Genomic DNA, 17,596 nt, shown 5'->3' with positions numbered 1-17,596 from the left:
CTCCCGTTTCCCCCGGCCACGTCAGCCCCCGACCATTGCGCCGGGCCCGCCAAGCGCCCTCTCGACCCGCCCTCGAAACGGCAGCCCCAAGGCACCCCGCCTCCACGTGAGACCAGGCCCCGAGACACTCGGCTCCTCGAAACGCCACCCCTGAGGAGCCCGGCCACCTTGAGACACCGGGCCTCCTCGAAAGCCGGGCCTTCGAGACACCAGGCCTCCCCCAGACACCAGCCTCCGAGACACGAGGCTCGAGAAGAGGTCCGAGCTCCGGAGGTCCCTGGCTCCCGAGCTCCCGGGCCCCTGACCCCCACGCTCCCGAGCTCTCGTGCTCCCGGGCTCCCGGGCTCCCAGAGGTCCCTGACTCGCGGACTCCCGGGCTTACGGACTCCCGGAACTCCTGGACTCCCGGCCCCTAGGCTCCGGACACCCGGGCCCTCAGGCTCCCGAGCTCTCGGACACTCGGGCACTGGGGCACTCCGCGACCGGCCTCGGGATGCTTCGTCCGGTCAGTACTTCCGGTTCGGGAGGGCTGCCTTCGCCTGCTCCTGCGTGAACGTCGTCTCCTCCGTCACCACACGGGTCGGCACCGTCTCGCCCTTGACCACCTTCTTCGCCAGGTCCATCAGCTGCGGGCCGAGCAGCGGCGAGCACTCGACGATGTAGTTGATCTTTCCGTCGGCGAGCGCCTGCATGCCGTCCTTCACGGCGTCCACAGTGATGATCTTGATGTCCTTGCCGGGCACCTTGCCCGCGCCCTCGATGGCCTCGATCGCCCCCAGCCCCATGTCGTCGTTGTGCGCGTACAGCACATCGATGTCGGGGTTCGACTTCAGGAAGGCCTCCATGACCTCCTTACCCTTGGCCCTGGTGAAGTCGCCGGTCTGCGAGGCGATGATCTTGAACTTCGGATCCGCGCCGATCACCTCGGCGAACCCGGCCTTGCGGTCGTTGGCAGGAGCGGAGCCTGTAGTGCCCTGAAGTTCAACGATATTCACCGGGTCTGTGGAATTGTTGAACGATTGGACGAGCCACTGGCCCGCCTTGCGCCCTTCCTCGACGAAGTCCGAGCCGAGGAAGGTCTTGTAGAGCGTGGTGTCCTTGGAGTCCACCGCCCTGTCGGTGAGGATGACCGGGATCTTGGCGTCCCGCGCCTCCTTCAGCACGGTGTCCCAGCCCGACTCGACCACCGGCGAGAAGGCGATCACGTCCACCTTCTGCTGGATGAACGAGCGGATGGCCTTGATCTGGTTCTCCTGCTTCTGCTGGGCGTCGGAGAACTTCAGCGTGACCCCGGCCTCCTTGGCCGAGTCCTGCACCGACTTGGTGTTGGCGGTGCGCCAGCCACTCTCCGCGCCCACCTGGGAGAAGCCCATGGTGATCGAACCGTCGCCGGAGCCGGAACCTGCGCCCGAGCCGCCGGAACCGCACGAGGTGAGCGTCGCCGCCGTGAGCCCCGCGAGCACCAGGGCCGAGATCCTCTTCAACACGTTGGGGGGTGTCCTTCCTTGTTGTTAGCGCTAACATTCACGTCGCAAGGCAGCCGACGCCGCCTTGCATTCCGCCGGTACGCCCGCCTCCGGCCGCACCTTCCCATGCCTCGAGTCCCACACGACCAACACTCGGCCGCACGTCGCCTCGCCTCCATCCCGCACGACCAGCACTCAGTCGTACGCCGCCTCGCTTCCGTTCCGTGTGACCAGCGCTCAGCCGTCCTCGCCAGGTCGGTGTCGCTACCGTCTGGCCGTACTGCCTCGAAGGACGACGGAGGGCGGGACCACGAGGCTTTCGAGCTCGCCCGCGCCCTCGATCTGGCGGAGCAGCACCTCGATGCTGTGCCTGCCGACCGCGCCGAAGTCCTGCCTGATGGTGGTGAGCGGCGGGGAGAAGAAGTCCGACTCGGGGATGTCGTCGAAGCCGACGACGCTCACCTGGTCGGGCACCCTCACCCCCTGCTCGGTGAACGCCCGCAGCACGCCCAACGCCATCTGATCGTTGGCCACGAACACCGCGGTGACGTCCTTCATGCTCGCCAGGCTGCGCCCCGCCTCGTATCCCGAACGCGGGCTCCAGTCCCCCGCGAGCGGTTCGGGCGCGGGGCGTCCGGCGGCGGCCAGAGCCGCCCGCCATCCCGCGACCCGGCCCTCGGCCTCCAACCAGTCGGACGGCCCGCGGACGTGCCAGACCGTCTCGTGCCCGAGCGAGAGCAGGTGCTCGGTGGCGAGCCTGCCGCCCTCGACCTGATCGACGCAGACGACGGGGACCTCGCCCGCCTGCCCGCCCTCGACCGCGACAGTGGGGATGCCGCGCGGCAGGTCGCTCAGCGCCGTGGCCGCCGAGCGCTGGGGGGCGACCACGACGATCCCGTCCACGCCCTGGTCGGCGAGGTAGTCGAGAGCGTCATGGACGCCGCTCCTGTCGATGGATTTGAGGCTGACGATGCTGACGAAGTATCCGGCCGCCCTGGCCGCCTGCTCGATGCCGTAGACCGTGCTGGCGGGGCCGTAGAGAGTGGTGTCGAAGCTGACCACGCCGAGCGTCCTGGAGTGCCTGGTGACCAGCGCGCGGGCGACGAGGTTACGGCGGTAGCCGAGCTTGCCGATGGCCGCGAGCACCCTGGCACGGGTCTCACCACGCACGTTGGGATGGTCGTTGAGCACGCGGGAGACCGTCTGGTGTGACACGCCGGCCTCCTTGGCCACATCGGCCATGACGGGCGGGCGGCGTTCATGGGGTTGTCCCACCGCTTGCTCCTTTCCTGGCCTGGGCAAGACTGTGAGCGCTAACACAAGGGTGCGTCAAGGGTCTCCGCGATTACGGTCCGGTTACACGAAACCTCGCGTTAACGCCCTCTTGACGGCCGGGGCCTCGGGCTCGTTTACTGGCGCTCAGCCAATCTTGTTAGCGCTCACAGCATCGCCAGACCGAGAGGGTGAGACCAAGAAAACCGGGAGGCAAACACACAAAAAGGACTGAGAACCAAGTTGCAGAGACCCGGAGGATCGGAAGGCTGATGCCCGAAGGCTCGGGAGGCAGCGGCCCGAGAAGATCGGAAGCTTGCCCGAGGCTCGGCGGCAGATACCCGAGAGGATCGGGAGGCAGCGACGAGAAGGACCGGAAGGTTGGGATACGAGGCCGAGGTCTCAAGCGACCACTACGTGCAGTCGGCCCGCACGAACGATCCACGCCCCGAAAACCCCTCACGAAGGCGACAGGCGTGCGTCACGATCGGCCCGTCGAGTCGCGGATGACCAGGTCGCAGGGCATCCGGTGGACCCCGGGCGTGGCCCTGCCGTCGATGGCGGCGAACAGGTGCTGGGCGGCCGTCCTGCCGAGGTTCTCCAGGTTCATGTCCACCGTCGTCAGCGCCGGACGTGTCTCCGTGGACAGCACCTCCCAGTTGTCGTAGCCCACCACGGCGAGATCGTCCGGCACCCGCCGCCCCCTCTCGCGGGCCGCCTCCATGAAGCCCGCCGCGATCTGGTCGCTCCCGCAGAACACCGCGTCGATCTCCGGCTCGGCCATGAGCAGCATCTCGGCCGCGTGCCGCCCCCAGCGCTGGGACCACGGCCCGCACAGCGTCCGCCCCGTCTGCGCCACCCCCGCCTCGGCCAGCGCCAGGCGCAGCCCCTCCTCGCGGTCCTTGGCCGCCTTGTAGTGCGCCGGCCCCGTGACGTGCGCGACGCGCCGCCGTCCCATGGCCAGCAGGTGCCGTACGGCCATGGCCGCCCCGCCGATGTCGTCGGGGACGAACGACACGTCGGCGGGATCGTCCGAGGGGCCGTAGGCGTAGACCACGGGCACCGGCACGTCGCTGCTGACCGACGGCCTGGGGTCGGTGCTCTCGCCGACCACGATCAGCCCGTCGACCCTGCGGGAGAGCAGCGCCCTCAGGTGGTGCTGCTCCCTGATGGCGTCGCCCCTGGCGTCGCAGAGCAGCACTGCCATCTCGCCCGCGCCGAAGGCGTCCTCGGCGCCGAGGAGCACCGGGATGCCGAACCTGCCCACACTGTCGGAGGTGAGCAGCCCGACGGTGCGGGTCTGGCCCGACAGCAGCCCTCTGGCCAGCTCGTTGGGCTGGAAGGCGAGCTCCTCGGCGGCGGCGAGAACCCGCTGGCGGGTCGAGTCGCGCACGTCGTTGCGTCCGTTGAGGGCCTTGGAGGCCGTCGCGATGGAGACGCCCGCCAGGGCGGCCACGTCGGTGATGGTGGCCCGAAATCCTTTTCGCACAGCAGAGACAGTAAGCCATTGACAGGTCTCGATGTTTCTCTTACGTTTCCGAAAACCTTTTAGTTACGCTCCGGGGGCCGGTTCAGAGGAGAGACAGCCATGAGACGAGTGGTGACCGGAATCGCGCTCGCCGCGTTGTTAACGCTAACAGGATGCGGCGGCGCCGAACCGGAGCAGGACGGCCCCGTCACGATCACGATGTGGACCAGGGCCGCCACCCAGGCCCAGAGCGAGCGCCTGGTGAAGGCCTACAACGCGAGCCACAAGAACCAGGTGAAGCTGACCGTCATCCCGACAGACAACTACCAGCCGCGCATCGCCGCGGCGGCCGGCGCCAAGCAGCTGCCCGACGTCTTCGCCGCCGACGTCATCTTCGTCCCCAACTACACCGCGCAGGGGCTGTTCCTGGACATCACCGACCGGCTCAACGCCCTGCCGTACAAGAGCGGCCTGGCGCCCAGCCACATGAAGCTGGGCACGATGGACGGCCGCCAGTACACGCTCCCGCACACTCTTGACCTGTCGGTCTGGTTCTGGAACAAGGACCTGTACGCCAAGGCCGGGCTCGATCCCGAGAAGGGCCCGAAGACGCTGAAGGAGTTCGCCGAGCACGCCACCGCCGTACAGGAGAAGCTCGGAAAGGACGGCAAGGTGCACGGCACCTTCTTCGGCGGCAACTGCGGCGGCTGCTTCGTCTTCACCTTCTGGCCCTCGGTCTGGGCGGCCGGAGGACAGGTCATGAACGCCGAGGGCACCGCCTCCCTCAACGACCGGCCGCCGATGAGCGACGTGTTCGCCATCTGGCGCGGCCTCTACGACAAGGGCGTCACGGGGCCGACCGCCAAGGAGGAGCAGGGGCCGACCTGGACCGGCTACTTCGCCAAGGGCGAGATCGGGGTCATGCCGATGCCCTCGACCACGCTCGGGCTGATGCCCGCCGACCTGAAGATCGGTGTCGCCCCGATCGCCGGGCCGGACGGGGGCGAGTCGACGTTCGTGGGCGGCGACTCGGTCGGGATCTCCGCGACCAGCGCGCACGCGGACGCCGCGTGGGAGTTCCTGTCGTGGACGGTCTCGGACGAGGCCCAGGTCGAGGTCATGGCCAAGAACAAGGACGTGCTGGCCAGGACCGACCTGGCGAACAACACGCACTCCGCCCAGGACCCCAGGGTGGTCCTGATCAACTCGCTGGTGGCCAAGGGGCAGACGCCGTACGCGCCGCGCTTCGGCCAGACGTTCAACGACCCGCAGGGGCCGTGGCTGCGGCTGGCCCGGGAGGCGATGTTCGGCGACACCGCCAAGGTGGCGCAGCTCAACACCGAGGTCACCGCCTCGCTGCAGCAGTAGGAGAGATCCGTGCGCCTCACCGCCGCCCGCGCCAGGCGGGCGATGGGCTGGGTCTACGCCGCGCCGACCGCGCTCATCGTCGGCGTGCTGTTCCTCGCCCCGCTGGTGCTGGTGGTGTGGATGTCGCTGCACCGCTGGCCGCTGCTGGGCAAGGCCGCGTTCAACGCCCCTGCCAACTACCTCAAGATCCCCGACAATCCGCTCTTCCTCGACTCGGTGGTCTTCACGCTGAAGTACACCATGATCACCACGGTCCTGCTGTCGGCGGTCGCGCTCGGCCTGGCCCTGCTGGTGCAGGAGCGCCGGCCGGGCGTCGCCTTCTTCCGCACCGCGTTCTTCCTGCCCGGCGCGGTCGGCTTCGCCGCCGCCGCGCTGCTGTTCTACGGCATGCTGAACAACGACTTCGGCCCGATCGACCCCCTCCTGCGGGCCGTCGGCCTCATCGACGAGCCGGTGAAATGGATCGGCACCCCGGACATGGCGCTGTTCTCCACGATCGCGCTCGTGGTGTGGCGGTTCGCCGGGTTCAACATGCTCATCCTGCTGACCGGGCTCCAGGCGATCCAGGTCGAGGTCTACGAGGCGGCCAGGAGCGACGGCGCGGGGCGCTGGCAGATCTTCACCAGGATCACCCTGCCGCTGCTGCGCCCGACGCTGGCGCTGATGCTGATCCTCAGCGTCACGGGCTCGCTGCTGGCCTTCGACCAGTTCTTCATCTTCACCAACGGCGGCCCGGACAACAGCACCGTCTCGATGGTCATGGTCGTCTACCGCGAGGCGTTCTTCCGCTTCGACCTCGGCGGCGCGGCGGCGCTGTCGGTGGTGCTGCTGGTGGCGCTGGTCGGCGTGAACGCGCTGATGATGCGGAGACTGCGATGAGGAGAGAACCCGACGCAGCGAGCGGAGCGGTCCGTGAGGAGAGGTGAACGACCAATGATGCGGCGCTACACCACCCTGTCGGCGCTGGCCGTGCTGTTCCTGTTCCCGCTGGTCTGGAGCGGCTGGGCCAGCTTCGAGGACCCGTCGAACTACCTGGAGATGGCCCGGTTCGGCGAGGGCGTCGGCACCTACGCCACCAACAGCGTGCTGGTCTCGGCCATGACGGTGGCGGGCACGCTCGTCGTCTCGGCCCTCGGCGGCTACGCCTTCGCCCGCTTCGACTTCCCCGGCAGGAACCTGCTGTTCCTGGCCACGCTGGCGATCCTCATGGTGCCCTACGCCACGATCCTGATCCCGCTGTACGTGCTGCTCGGCTACCTCGGCCTGCAGAACTCCCTGGCCGGGCTCTCCCTGGTGTTCGTGATGTTCCAGCTGCCGTTCGCGCTGTTCATGATGCGCAACGCCTTCGAGGCGGTGCCGCGCGAGCTGGAGGAGGCGGCGATGGTCGACGGCTGCGGCACCTTCCTGGCCTTCCTGCGCGTGCTGCTGCCCGCCGTACGGCCCGCGCTGGTCACGGTCGGCCTGTTCGCCTTCCTCGCCTCGTGGAACGACTTCTTCGCGCCGCTCATCCTGCTCAACGACGGCGCGTCCTTCACCCTGCCGGTCGCCGTGGTCAGCATGACCCAGCAGACCTTCGGCGCCATCGACTACGGCATGTTGCAGGCGGGCGTCATGGTCATGGCGCTGCCCTGCCTGATCCTCTTCGTCGTCCTCCAGCGCCACTACGTGCGCGGATTCATGTCAGGAGCTCTGCGTGGCTGACCCCGTCCTGCCCTCCTCCGGCGCGCTGTCGCCGCTCGGTCTCGACGCCGTACGGCTCGCGCCCGGCTTCTGGGGTGACCGTGTGGCGCTGAACAGGGAGGTGACGATCGCGCACTGCCTCGACTGGATGGAACGCGAAGGCTGGATCGGCAACTTCCGCGGCGCGCTCCCCCGGCGCGGCAGGGAGTTCAGCGACTCGGAGATCTACAAGCTGCTGGAGGCGATGGCCTGGGCGGATCATCCCGGCTTCGCCGAGCTCGCGCAGACCGTGGTGCAGGCCCAGGAGGGCGACGGCTACCTCAACACCAGGTGGAGCGGCAGCCGCTACGTCGACCTGGAGTGGGGCCACGAGCTCTACTGCTACGGCCACCTCATCCAGGCGGGTGTGGCCAGGCTGCGCGCGCACGGCGAAGACGCCTTCACCGAGGCCGTCCGCAAGGCCGCCGACCACGTGTGCCGCCGCTTCATGGACACCACCGAGACGTGCGGGCATCCCGAGCTGGAGATGGCCCTGGTCGAGCTCTACCGGGCGACCGGCGCCGAACGCTACCTGGAGCTGGCCCGCCGCCTGCTCGAACGGCGCGGGCTGCCCGCGCTCGGCCCGATCCCCTTCGGCGCCGCCTACTTCCAGGACGACCTTCCCGTACGGCAGGCGACGGCGCTGCGCGGGCATGCCGTCCGGGCCCTCTACCTGGCCTGCGGCGCGGTCGACGTGGCGGTGGAGAGCGGCGACGAGGAACTGCTGAAGGCGGTGGAGTCGCAGTGGGAGCGGACGGTGGCCCGCCGTACGCACCTGACGGGCGGGATGGGCTCGCGGCACGCGGACGAGGCGTTCGGTGAGGACTTCGAGCTGCCGCCGGACCGCGCCTACGCCGAGACCTGCGCGGGGATCGCCTCGATCATGCTGTCGCACCGGCTGCTGCTGGCCACCGGCGACGTCCGCTACGCCGAGCTGGCCGAGCGCACCCTGTACAACGTCCTGGCGACGGGGGTGGCGCTCGACGGGCGGTCGTTCTTCTACTCCAACCCGCTGCAGGTGCGGGTGCCCGCGCAGCCGTCGCAGGAGATCAACCTGGGGCACAGCGGGGGGCTGCGCTCACCGTGGTTCGCCGTGTCGTGCTGCCCGAGCAACATCGCCCGCACCTTCGCCTCGCTGGGCTCCTACCTCGCCGCCGCCGACCCGTCCGGGCTGCGCATCCACCACCACACTCCGGCGGTGATCGAGGGCGCGGGCCTGCGCGTGGCGGTCGAGACCGGCTACCCGTGGTCCGGCGGGGTGGCGGTGCGGATGCTGGCCGACGGGCACGGGCGGCTCTCTCTGCGGGTGCCGGCGTGGGCGGAGGGGGCGACGCTCGGGTACGGCCCAGCCGCGCCGCCGCAGGGACCCGACGCACCGGCACAGGGGGCCGGCACTTCGCCGCAGGGAGCCCACGCGGCGACGGACGTGGCCGAGCGCACGCGGGTGGTCAGGGAGGCGACGCCCGGGTACGCGGCCGTCGAGGGCGAGTGGCGGGAAGGCGACGTCGTCGTGCTGGACCTGCCGATGGCGCCCCGGTGGACCTTCCCCGACCGCCGGGTGGACGCGCTGCGCGGCAGTGCCGCCGTGGAGCGGGGCCCGCTGGTCTACTGCGCGGAGTCCGCGGCCGGCGAGCCTTCGCTGACCGACCTCTCAGCCCGGCTCACCCCACCGGCCGAGCGCACCGGCCCCTCAGGCGTGGTCGAGCTGGAGATCGAGGCCGAGCTGACGCTCCCGGACACGGCCGGCTGGCCCTACACCTCCAGGCCGGAGACGGCCGGCCGACCCGACACCTCCAGGCTGGAGACGCCGCCGGCCAGCGGCACGAGGCTGCGGCTGGTGCCGTACCACCGGTGGGGCAACGCCGGCCCCGCCGCCATGCGCATATGGCTGCCCGCCGCTGACTAGGACAGGCCCGGACGGATCACGGATGGTTCTACGCTGGACGGCGTGAGCGTGCTGATCGATCCCCCGAACTGGCCGGGCCCCCGGGGCCTGCTCTGGTCCCACCTGGTCAGCGACACTTCGCTGGACGAGCTCCACGCCTTCGCCGCGCTGCTCGGGGTGCCGGAGCGGGCGTTCGACAGGGACCACTACGACGTGCCGGAGACCGTGCACGGGCGCGCCCTCGCGCTCGGGGCCGAGCCGGTCAGCTCGCGGGAACTGCTCACTCGCCTGATCGCGTCCGGCCTGCGCCGCCGCAAACGCCGCGAACCGGCCCCGGACTGACCCGCGGAAGGCCGCCCTGGAGGGGGTCGCCCGTGACGTCGGTGGGCGGAGCCTAGAGTTCGGGCGTGCCCGTGGCGTCGGTAGGCGGGGCCTCGAGGAGGGCCAGTTCGGCCGTCAGGTTCGCTCTCGCCCTCGCCTCCCACAGGTCGTGGGCCAGGGCCGTGCGGTAGAGGCGCGGCGCGGCGAGCAACCGCCGCAGCACCTGTGCCCTGCCTGCCCTGAAGAGGTCGTCGGGCACGTGGCGGTACTCCTCGCGGACCGCCCGCGCATAGGCGTCGTAGTCGTCACCCGCCAGCACCGCCAGGTCGGCGTCGCAGAGCACGGCCCCGTTCGCGTCCCGTCCGGCCGTGGACGCCGGGGCGCCCTCGGTGTAGTCGGGGTCGTGGGTGGCGGTGAGGCGGACGAGTCTCGCCACCTCGGCGACCCGGTCCGCCGTCAGTCCGCATCTCGGCAGCCGGGCCTGGGCGAGCTGGGCGCTGCGCTCCTCGTCCCAGCCCGGCCTGCCGTCGTAGACCGCGTCGTGGAACCAGGCGGCCAGCCGTACCGCGTCGGGGTCGGCGGCGACGGGCGCCAACGGGTCGATCGCGGCCAGGACCGCTATCAGGTGGTCGAGGGTGTGGTAGCGGCGGTGCGGTTCGGACCAGCGGGCGATCAGCTCCGCGCCCACGGCCCCGGCCGCCTCCGACCGCCCGGCCGGCCCCGCCCATGCTTCGAGAAGAGTCTCCGCCACGCCCCGAGCCTACTGACCACGCCCACGATCCAAGGAGAAGACCACCGGCCACCCAGGAGACAGGCCGACCTCGCAGGAGACATCCCACAGGAGCCCCGGCCTCTCAGAAGACGGGTCAGCGGACGCCGCGTGGGCGGAACTGGATGCTGACCCTGGGCCCCACCGGCTTGGCCGTCTTGGGGATGGCGTGCTCCCACGTCCGCTGGCAGGTGCCGCCCATGACGATGAGATCGCCGTGCCCCAGGTCGTGCCGGACCGTAGCGCCGCCACCGCCGCGCGGCCGCAGGAGCAGCGCGCGCGGGGCGCCGACCGAGACGATGGCCACCATCGTGTCCTCGGTGCTGCCGCGCCCGATCGTGTCGCCGTGCCAGGCGACGCTGTCGCGGCCGTCGCGGTAGAAGCACAGCCCCGCCGTGGCGAACGGCTCCCCCAGCTCGGGACCGTAGTGGGCGTCGAGGGCCGCCTTCGCCTCCTCCAGCACCGGGTCGGGCAGCGCCTGCCCCTCCTCGTAGAAGGCGAGCAGCCGCGGCACGTCGACGACCTTGTCGTACATGTGCCGCCGCTCCGCCCGCCACCGCACGCCGGTGACGAGCCGCTCGAGGAGGGCGTCGGCACCGCCGATCCAGCCCGGCCTGAGGTCGATCCAGGCGCCGCGGCCGAGCTGGACGCGCTTGACCGTGAGGGGCCCCGGCCCCTCCTCGGCGCCCAGGTCGAGCAACGAACCCTGGAAAAGCATGTGTCCAGGATAAATGAACTAATGTTCGATTGTCACATAGATCTTGCGCAGGGTCTCGTGCACCACCCAGGTGCCCTGCCATCCGTCCGGCAGCACCACGGTCGATCCCGGGCCCAGCTCCGTCACCTGCCCGTCGGAGGCGGTGAGCGTGGCGCTGCCGCTCAGGATCTGGCAGATCTCGTGGAAACCGTCGCGCACGGCGGTGAAGGTGCCGGGTTCGCACTCCCACACGCCGGTCTCGGCGCCACCTGAGCGCCACAGTTCGAGCGTCGACTCGCGCTGCCCCGTGAGGCTGGTCGGCTTGGCCACGGCGGGCGGCAGCTCGACGGTGTAGGCGTCGTCCAAGTACGTCATCAGCGACCCGCGATCAGGTTGGCCAGGCGGGCGTAGCCCGACGTCGATGTCCCTCTGTCGTTCTCGCGCCGGTCCGCGGCCCGGAACAGGGTGTAGATGAGCTGGACGCCCGCGTAGCGCAGCGGCTCCGGCTCCCACTGGCGGACCTGGCGGCCCACCCACGGCAGCCGGGTCAGCTCGGTGTCGCGCCTCAGCACCAGGTCGCGCAGGGTGCGCCCGGCCAGGTTGGTGGTGGTCACGCCGCTGCCGACGTAGCCGCCCGCCCAGCCGAGACCGGTGGCGTGGTCGAGGTGGACGGTCGAGCACCAGTCGCGCGGCACGCCGAGCACGCCGCACCAGGAGTGCTGGATGCGCGCGTCGGCCGCGGCGGGGAAGAGCTTGACGAGCATCCGCCACAGCGACTCGACGGTCCACTTCTGGGTGGCGCCGCGGTCGTCGGTGCGCGAGCCGTAGCGGTACGGCACGCCGCGCCCGCCGATGGCGATGCGGCCGTCGGCGGTGCGCTGGGCGTAGATGTAGGCGTGCGCCTCGTCGCCGAGCAGCTCGCGGCCCTCCCAGCCGAGGTGCTTCCACACGTCGGCGGGCAGCGGCTCGGTGACGATCATCGAGCTGTTCATCGGCAGCCACTGGCGGCGCTGACCCTCGATGCCGGCGGTGAAGCCCTCGGTGGCCCTGATGACGTACTCGGCCCGCACCACGCCCCTGTCGGTGACCGCCTCGCGCGGCTTGATCTGGGTGACGGTGGTGCCCTCGAAGATGTCCACGCCGAGGCCGGCGACGACGCCGGCGAGGCCGACGGCCAGCTTGGCCGGCTGGATGCGGGCGCAGTGGGGGCTGTAGGTGGCGTCCAGCGCTCCGGCGACGCGTAGCCGCTCCTCGCGCTCGTCGCGTTCGAGCAGGCGCAGGTCCTGCTCGCCGTACCCCCAGGCGCGCAGCTCGTCGAGCTCCTCGTGCAGGCGGCGGCGCTGGGCCGGGTTGGTGGCGGTGTGGATGAGGCCGCCCTTGTGGATGTCGGCGTCGATGCCCTCGGCGCCGGCGACGCGGATGACCTCGTCGACCGAGGCGAACATCGCGTGCTGCAGGTCGATCATCGCCTGGCGGCCGCGCGCCTTGGCGTGCCGCTCGCGCGAGCCGGCGAATTCGGCCGACAGCCAGCCGCCGTTGCGCCCGGAGGCGCCGAAGCCGGCGAACTCCTTCTCCAGGATGGCGATCCGCAGGTCGGGCTGCTCCTTCTTCAGGTAGTAGGCCGTCCAGAGGCCGGTGTAGCCGCCGCCGACGATCGCCACGTCGTAGTCGCGCGAGCCCGGCAGCGCCGCCCTGCGGTCGGGGATGCCGATCTGGCGGTACCAGAAGGAGACTCCTCCGTTGGCGAAGTCCTTGGTGAGGTTCACGTGAGCACAGCCTCCGCGTCGCTTTCGTCGGGTAGGAGGACGGAGTCGGCGACGCGCCAGGTCAGCGTCACCTCGTCGCCCACGCGGGCCTCGCTCAGGCCGCCGGCCTGCTCGCGGGCCAGGGCGGGCGAGCCGTCCGGCAGTTTCAGCTCCAGCTTGCGGCTGGAGCCCAGGTAGATCTCGCCGGTGACCGTGGCGGGCAGGGCGTTCCATCCCGGCTCGGCCTCGTGGCCCGGCTTGCGTACGGCCACCCGCTCGGGCCGCACGACGAGCGCGCCGTCCCTGCCCTCGATCGAGCCGGGCACGTCCAGCAGCCGCGCGCAGGCGCCGAGGCCCTGGCCGTCGACGGGCCCGCGCAGGACGGTCGACTCGCCCAGGAACTTGGCCACGAACAGCGTCTTCGGCCGCTCGTAGAGCTCGGCGGCGGGACCGACCTGCTCGATGCGGCCCTTGTTGAACACCGCGATCCGGTCGGAGAGCACCAGCGCCTCGTCCTGGTCGTGGGTGACGTAGACGAAGGTGGTGCCGAGCTCGGCGTGGATGCGCTTGATCTCCAGCTGGAGCCAGTCGCGCAGCTTCTTGTCCAGGGCGCCGAGCGGCTCGTCCATCAGCAGCACGCGCGGGTTGTAGACGATCGCGCGGGCGACGGCGACGCGCTGCTGCTGCCCGCCGGACAGCTCGCGGGGGTAGCGGTGGCCGAAGTCGCCGAGATGGACGGTGGCCAGGGCGGCCGCCACCAGCTCGGCGCGCTTGGCCTTGGGGATCTTGCGCTGCTTGAGCGGGTAGGCGATGTTCTCGGCGACCGTCATGTGCGGGAACAGGGCGTAGTGCTGGAAGACCATGCCCATGTCGCGCTTGTGCGGAGGGGTGTCGCCGATGGAGGCGCCGTCGACGGTCAGCTCGCCGCTGGTCTGCCTGACGAACCCGGCGATGATGTTGAGGGTGGTGGTCTTGCCCGAGCCGCTCGGCCCGAGCAGGGTCATGAACTCGCCGGGCTCGATCGCCAGCGACACGTCGTCGACGGCGACGAAGTCGGCGTAGGTCTTGGTGAGGCCGGTGAGCTGGATGCTACTTGGCACGGGTCCTCCTGGCGACGAAGAAGGTGGCGACGAGGACGAGCGTCGTGGTGAGCACGATGATCATCGTTGCCGCGGCGGCGATGGTGGGGTCGGTCTCGCGGGTGACGCTGGCGTACATCTTGACCGGCAGCGTCTGCAGGTAGGGGCTCTGGATGAACAGCGAGACGACCACCTCGTCGAAGCTGGTCACGAAGGCGAACAGGGCGCCGGAGGCGACGCCCGGGGCCACCAGCGGCAGCGTGACGCTGCGGAAGGCGGTCCACCTGCTCGCGCCGAGACTGGCCGCGGCGTCCTCGAGCCGCCGGTCGAAGCCGCGCAGCGACGCCGTGACCGGGATGATCACGAACGGCAGGGCCAGCACGGTGTGCGCCATGACGAACCCGGCCAGCGTCCCGACGAGCTGGAGCTTGAGGAAGACCGCGTAGGTGCCGATGGCCAGCACCACGCCGGGCACGATCATCGGCGCCAGCATGGAGCCCTGCGCCAGGGCCAGGCCCCTGATCTTCGCTCTGGTCAGCCCGAGCGCCGCGGCCGTCCCGAGGACGGTGGTCACGACCGTGACCAGCAGCGCCACCTGCACCGAGGTGCTGAGCGCCGACATCCAGGCGGAGTCGCCGAAGAAGTTGGCGTACCACCGGGTGGAGTAGCCGTCAGGGGGGAACTTCAGCGACGGCTTGTCGGTGAAGCTCAGCGGCACCACGATCAGCGCGGGCGCGACCAGCCACACGCCGATCAGCGCGCAGAAGGCCCAGAGCAGGCCGCGGGCCCTCATCCGGTCACCTTCCTTCCGGTACGGCGCAGCGTCACGGCCAGCAGCGCGATCATGGCGAGCGTCAGGCCCAGCAGGACCACGCCCATCGCGCCGCCCCTGCCCCACTTGAGCAGGCCGTTCACCTGCGTGAAGATCTGCTGGGAGATCAGCGCGTCGGTCGGCGAGCCCAGCAGCGCGGGGGTGACGTAGAACCCGAGCGCGCTGATGAACACCGTCAGGCAGCCCGCCGAGATGCCCGGCAGCGACTGCGGCACGTACACCTGGACGAACGCCTTCACCGGGTGCGCGCCCAGGCTGGTCGCGGCGGGCAGCAGCCGCCGGTCGATGCCGCTCATGACCGCGTACAGCGGCAGCACCATGAACGGCATCAGCAGCTGCACCATGCCGATGACCACGCCGGTCTGGGTGCGGATGAGGCTGAAGGGCCCCATCCCGAGCGCGCCCAGCGCCTTGTTGATCACGCCGGTGTCCTGGAGCAGGATCACCCAGGCGAAGGTCCGCACCATGAGGCTGGTCCAGAACGGCACCAGCACCAGCAGGGTGAGGATCGCCCTGGCCCTCGCCCCCGCGATCGTCATCGCGTAGGCGTAGGGGTAGGACAGCACCAGCGCGACCAGCGTCACCCAGAAGGCGGTGCTGAACGTGCGGCCGAGCACCTGCATGTTGGCCTGCTCGCCGAAGAACCAGGCGAAGTTGCCCAGCCCTGGCTCGGGGTCGGTGAAGGCGCTGACCAGCATAGACAGCAGCGGGTAGAGGAAGAAGACGCCGAGCGCGATCAGCGCGGGCAGGATCAGGAGCGCGGGCCCCGCCGTTCTCTCTTTCACGACGTGCTCAGCCCCCGAGCCAGGCGGACCACTTCTCGATCATCTGCGGCTGGTTCTCCGCCCACCACTTGTCGTCCACCGTGAGCCGCTTGTCGGCGACCTCGGGGCGGGTGGTCAGGAAGGAGGTGCCGAGCTCGTCGAGCTTGGGCTTGGCGTCGGTGTTGATGGGCGAGTAGGAGGTCAGCTCGGTGAGCTTGGCCTGCTGCTGGGCGCCCAGGTAGTAGTTGATCATCGCCATGGCGGCCTTGGGGTTCTTGGCGTTCTTCGGCACGGTCAGGGAGTCCATGATGGGCATCCACTGGTTCCACTGGACGTCGAACTTCCCGCCGTTCTTGATACCGGCGTAGGCGCGGCCGCTCCACATCATGAGCATGTCGACCTCGCCGGACTCCAGCAGCTGCTGGGACTCGGCGCCGGTCTTCCAGAAGACCAGGTCGCCGCGGACGGTGTCGAGCTTCTTGGTCGCCCTGGCGACGTCGAGCGGGTAGAGCTTGTCGGCGGCGACGCCGTCGGCGACCAGGGCGGCCTCGAACGGGCCGGGGGCGGAGTCGCCGGGGTTGCCGGGGATGCCGCGCTTGCCGGGGAACTTCGCGGTGTCGAAGAAGTCGGCCCAGCCCTGCGGCGGGTTGGCGCCGAACTTGTCCTTGTTGTAGGCGAGGACCATGCCGTACTGCATCGCGGGGACGCTGCACTCGGTGGCGAGGCCGTCGGGGACCTTCGACTTGTCGATGATCTTGTAGTCGAGCGGCTGGAGGAGCTTGCCGCACTGCGCCGCTGCCCAGATGGAGTCGGTGTCCACGACGTCCCACGTGACGTTGGCGGAGTCGACCTGGGCCTTGATCTTCGCGTAGTCGGTGGGGCCGTCCTGCAGGACCTGGGCGCCCGACTCCTTCGCGAAGGGGTCGACCGCCGCGTCCTGCTGGCCCTTCTGGTAGACGCCGCCGTAGGAGACGAAGGTCAGGTTGACGCCCTTCAGGGCGTCCTTCTTCACGACTCCGGACTGTGCGGGTCCTGAGCCGAGGTCGATGTCCGCGGGTGCCGCGGCGCCACCGCCGCAGGCCGCGGCGAGCAGCAGGGAGGCGGCGGCGATGGCCGTACCGGCCAGTCGCTTGGGGTGATTGAGCATGATCTGCCCCCTCTGTGATGGAGGAACGGGGTGTCAGTCAGGGGTTGGCGGGCTGATGATCCAGAGGACTTCGGCTTCGACGTCTCCGTCGTTGACGACGCGGTGCGGGATGGAGGTGCGGTACTCCACGCTGTCGCCGGGCTCCAGCCGGCGCGGGATCGCCTCGCCGAGGTGGACGGTGACCATGCCGCGCAGGACCAGCAGGATCTCCTGGGAGTCACCGTGGGTGTACTGCTCGTCGCCCGTGGAGGCGCCCGGCTCGAACTCGCCGCTGTACACCTCCAGGTTCTGCAGCGGCCGTTGCGAGATCAGGTACTTGCGAGAGCCACGTCCCGCGTGCAGTTCGGGGCGCTCCGCCCTGCGCACGAGGCGGTGTCCCGCCGTTTGCTCCTCGTTGAACAGGTCGGCGACCGTGATGCCGAGCGCCCCGGCGATCCGCCGCAACATCCCGACACTCGCGCTGGTCTGGCCGCGCTCCAGCTGGCTGATGAAGCTGGCGCTGGCGTTGGCCTGCGCCGCCAGACCCCTGACGGTCATCTGGCGCATGGTCCGGTACGTACGGATCCGATCGCCCAAAGGCTCAGGTGCCATCGAACGTCTCGATTCTCTGCACTGAACAAGTTGTTAAGTAGCAATGAAGGGACCGTACAAACGCATCAACCGCCCTCACAAGGGGGCGGTTGATTACGAATCGGTCAAATGTGATGACGATCACGTCGGCAACGTATCAGGAGAGCCGTTCCAGGATGCGGCTCACCCCGCTCGTCCAGTTGGTGTGCAGCGCCTCCACGGCGCCCGCCACGTCGCCGCGGACGAGGTGCTCGGCGATCCGCTCGTGCTCCTCGGCCGCTCGCTCCAGCACCTCGGAGTCGCCCACCACCAGCCGCTCGTAGCGGTGCCACCGACCGCACCTCCTCGGACGGCCGCGGCACCAGGATGCCGCGCTCGCCCGGCGAGGACAGCTCGAAGATCAGCTTCTCGTCCCAGCGGGCCTGGTGGAAGCGGCGCAGCGCGGGCTTGGGTTCGATGCGGGTCACTGGATCGCCTCCACCAGCTCGTCGAGG

18 protein-coding genes are annotated in these 17,596 nt (G+C 70.1%); 5 read left to right on the top strand and 13 right to left on the bottom strand.

The genetic code is table 11. The annotated features are described in order from the left end of the window. Positions 1 to 506: 506 nt before the first annotated feature. From H4W81_RS04445 to H4W81_RS04435, 3 genes are all read right to left on the bottom strand, one after another. Complete coding sequence (locus H4W81_RS04445) at positions 507 to 1,487, bottom strand: ABC transporter substrate-binding protein (protein ID WP_192773591.1); 981 nt, start codon at positions 1,485 to 1,487, stop codon at positions 507 to 509. Positions 1,488 to 1,730: 243 nt separating this feature from the next. Further along, the gene (locus H4W81_RS04440) at positions 1,731 to 2,708 is read right to left on the bottom strand and encodes a LacI family DNA-binding transcriptional regulator (protein ID WP_192780613.1); all 978 of its coding nucleotides are present in this window, start codon (positions 2,706 to 2,708) and stop codon (positions 1,731 to 1,733) included. A 511-nt stretch (positions 2,709 to 3,219) separates the two neighbouring features. After that, a complete protein-coding gene (locus H4W81_RS04435; protein ID WP_318781520.1) occupies positions 3,220 to 4,227 on the bottom strand; it encodes a LacI family DNA-binding transcriptional regulator in 1,008 nt (335 codons plus the stop codon). A 99-nt stretch (positions 4,228 to 4,326) separates the two neighbouring features. Between H4W81_RS04435 and H4W81_RS04430 the strand changes: the two genes are divergently transcribed. The 5 genes from H4W81_RS04430 to H4W81_RS04410 are packed head-to-tail and all read left to right on the top strand — an operon-like array spanning position 4,327 to position 9,520. Beyond that, positions 4,327 to 5,574 carry an ABC transporter substrate-binding protein gene (locus H4W81_RS04430; RefSeq protein ID WP_192773590.1) on the top strand — a complete coding sequence of 416 codons (1,248 nt, stop codon included), beginning with the start codon at positions 4,327 to 4,329 and terminating at the stop codon, positions 5,572 to 5,574. A gap of 9 nt (positions 5,575 to 5,583) precedes the next feature. Further along, entirely contained in the window at positions 5,584 to 6,453 is an 870-nt protein-coding gene (locus tag H4W81_RS04425; RefSeq protein ID WP_318781519.1) for a carbohydrate ABC transporter permease, read from the top strand. A 54-nt stretch (positions 6,454 to 6,507) separates the two neighbouring features. Further along, positions 6,508 to 7,275 (top strand): carbohydrate ABC transporter permease, encoded by a 768-nt coding sequence (locus tag H4W81_RS04420; RefSeq protein WP_225958455.1) that lies wholly within the window; start codon positions 6,508 to 6,510, stop codon positions 7,273 to 7,275. Further along, on the top strand, positions 7,268 to 9,199 hold the full coding sequence (locus tag H4W81_RS04415; RefSeq protein ID WP_192773589.1) for a glycoside hydrolase family 127 protein: 1,932 nt from the start codon (positions 7,268 to 7,270) through the stop codon (positions 9,197 to 9,199). Before H4W81_RS04420 ends, H4W81_RS04415 begins: the two co-directional genes overlap by 8 nt. 42 nt (positions 9,200 to 9,241) lie before the next feature. After that, a complete protein-coding gene (locus H4W81_RS04410) occupies positions 9,242 to 9,520 on the top strand; it encodes a DUF4031 domain-containing protein (RefSeq protein ID WP_192773588.1) in 279 nt (92 codons plus the stop codon). A gap of 52 nt (positions 9,521 to 9,572) precedes the next feature. On the opposite strand, the gene H4W81_RS04405 is transcribed toward H4W81_RS04410, so the two are convergent. The 10 genes from H4W81_RS04405 to H4W81_RS04360 form a co-directional block, all read right to left on the bottom strand. Beyond that, on the bottom strand, positions 9,573 to 10,250 hold the full coding sequence (locus H4W81_RS04405; protein WP_192773587.1) for an HD domain-containing protein: 678 nt from the start codon (positions 10,248 to 10,250) through the stop codon (positions 9,573 to 9,575). 115 nt (positions 10,251 to 10,365) lie between these two features. Then, positions 10,366 to 10,986 (bottom strand): alpha-ketoglutarate-dependent dioxygenase AlkB, encoded by a 621-nt coding sequence (locus H4W81_RS04400; protein WP_192773586.1) that lies wholly within the window; start codon positions 10,984 to 10,986, stop codon positions 10,366 to 10,368. Between the two features lie 18 nt (positions 10,987 to 11,004). Next, a complete protein-coding gene (locus H4W81_RS04395) occupies positions 11,005 to 11,340 on the bottom strand; it encodes a cupin domain-containing protein (RefSeq protein ID WP_192773585.1) in 336 nt (111 codons plus the stop codon). Continuing rightward, complete coding sequence (locus tag H4W81_RS04390; protein WP_192773584.1) at positions 11,340 to 12,731, bottom strand: NAD(P)/FAD-dependent oxidoreductase; 1,392 nt, start codon at positions 12,729 to 12,731, stop codon at positions 11,340 to 11,342. The genes H4W81_RS04395 and H4W81_RS04390 overlap by 1 nt, the downstream gene beginning before the upstream one ends. Next, positions 12,728 to 13,810 (bottom strand): ABC transporter ATP-binding protein, encoded by a 1,083-nt coding sequence (locus H4W81_RS04385; protein ID WP_318781518.1) that lies wholly within the window; start codon positions 13,808 to 13,810, stop codon positions 12,728 to 12,730. Before H4W81_RS04385 ends, H4W81_RS04390 begins: the two co-directional genes overlap by 4 nt. Further along, entirely contained in the window at positions 13,800 to 14,582 is a 783-nt protein-coding gene (locus H4W81_RS04380) for an ABC transporter permease (protein WP_192773583.1), read from the bottom strand. The genes H4W81_RS04385 and H4W81_RS04380 overlap by 11 nt, the downstream gene beginning before the upstream one ends. Then, positions 14,579 to 15,406 (bottom strand): ABC transporter permease, encoded by an 828-nt coding sequence (locus H4W81_RS04375; protein WP_318781517.1) that lies wholly within the window; start codon positions 15,404 to 15,406, stop codon positions 14,579 to 14,581. The genes H4W81_RS04380 and H4W81_RS04375 overlap by 4 nt, the downstream gene beginning before the upstream one ends. 7 nt (positions 15,407 to 15,413) lie before the next feature. Further along, positions 15,414 to 16,532, bottom strand: a complete 1,119-nt coding sequence (locus tag H4W81_RS04370; RefSeq protein ID WP_192773582.1) for an ABC transporter substrate-binding protein — start codon at positions 16,530 to 16,532, stop codon at positions 15,414 to 15,416. Between the two features lie 33 nt (positions 16,533 to 16,565). Next, the gene (locus tag H4W81_RS04365; protein ID WP_192773581.1) at positions 16,566 to 17,123 is read right to left on the bottom strand and encodes a helix-turn-helix domain-containing protein; all 558 of its coding nucleotides are present in this window, start codon (positions 17,121 to 17,123) and stop codon (positions 16,566 to 16,568) included. A 136-nt stretch (positions 17,124 to 17,259) separates the two neighbouring features. Continuing rightward, positions 17,260 to 17,412, bottom strand: coding sequence for a GntR family transcriptional regulator (locus H4W81_RS04360; RefSeq protein WP_192781458.1), 153 nt, complete (start codon positions 17,410 to 17,412; stop codon positions 17,260 to 17,262). Between the last annotated feature and the right edge of the window lie 184 nt (positions 17,413 to 17,596).

This window comes from Nonomuraea africana (assembly GCF_014873535.1).
Classification (GTDB): Bacteria; Actinomycetota; Actinomycetes; order Streptosporangiales; family Streptosporangiaceae; genus Nonomuraea; species Nonomuraea africana.
This window is presented reverse-complemented; position numbering and strand designations above follow the sequence as displayed.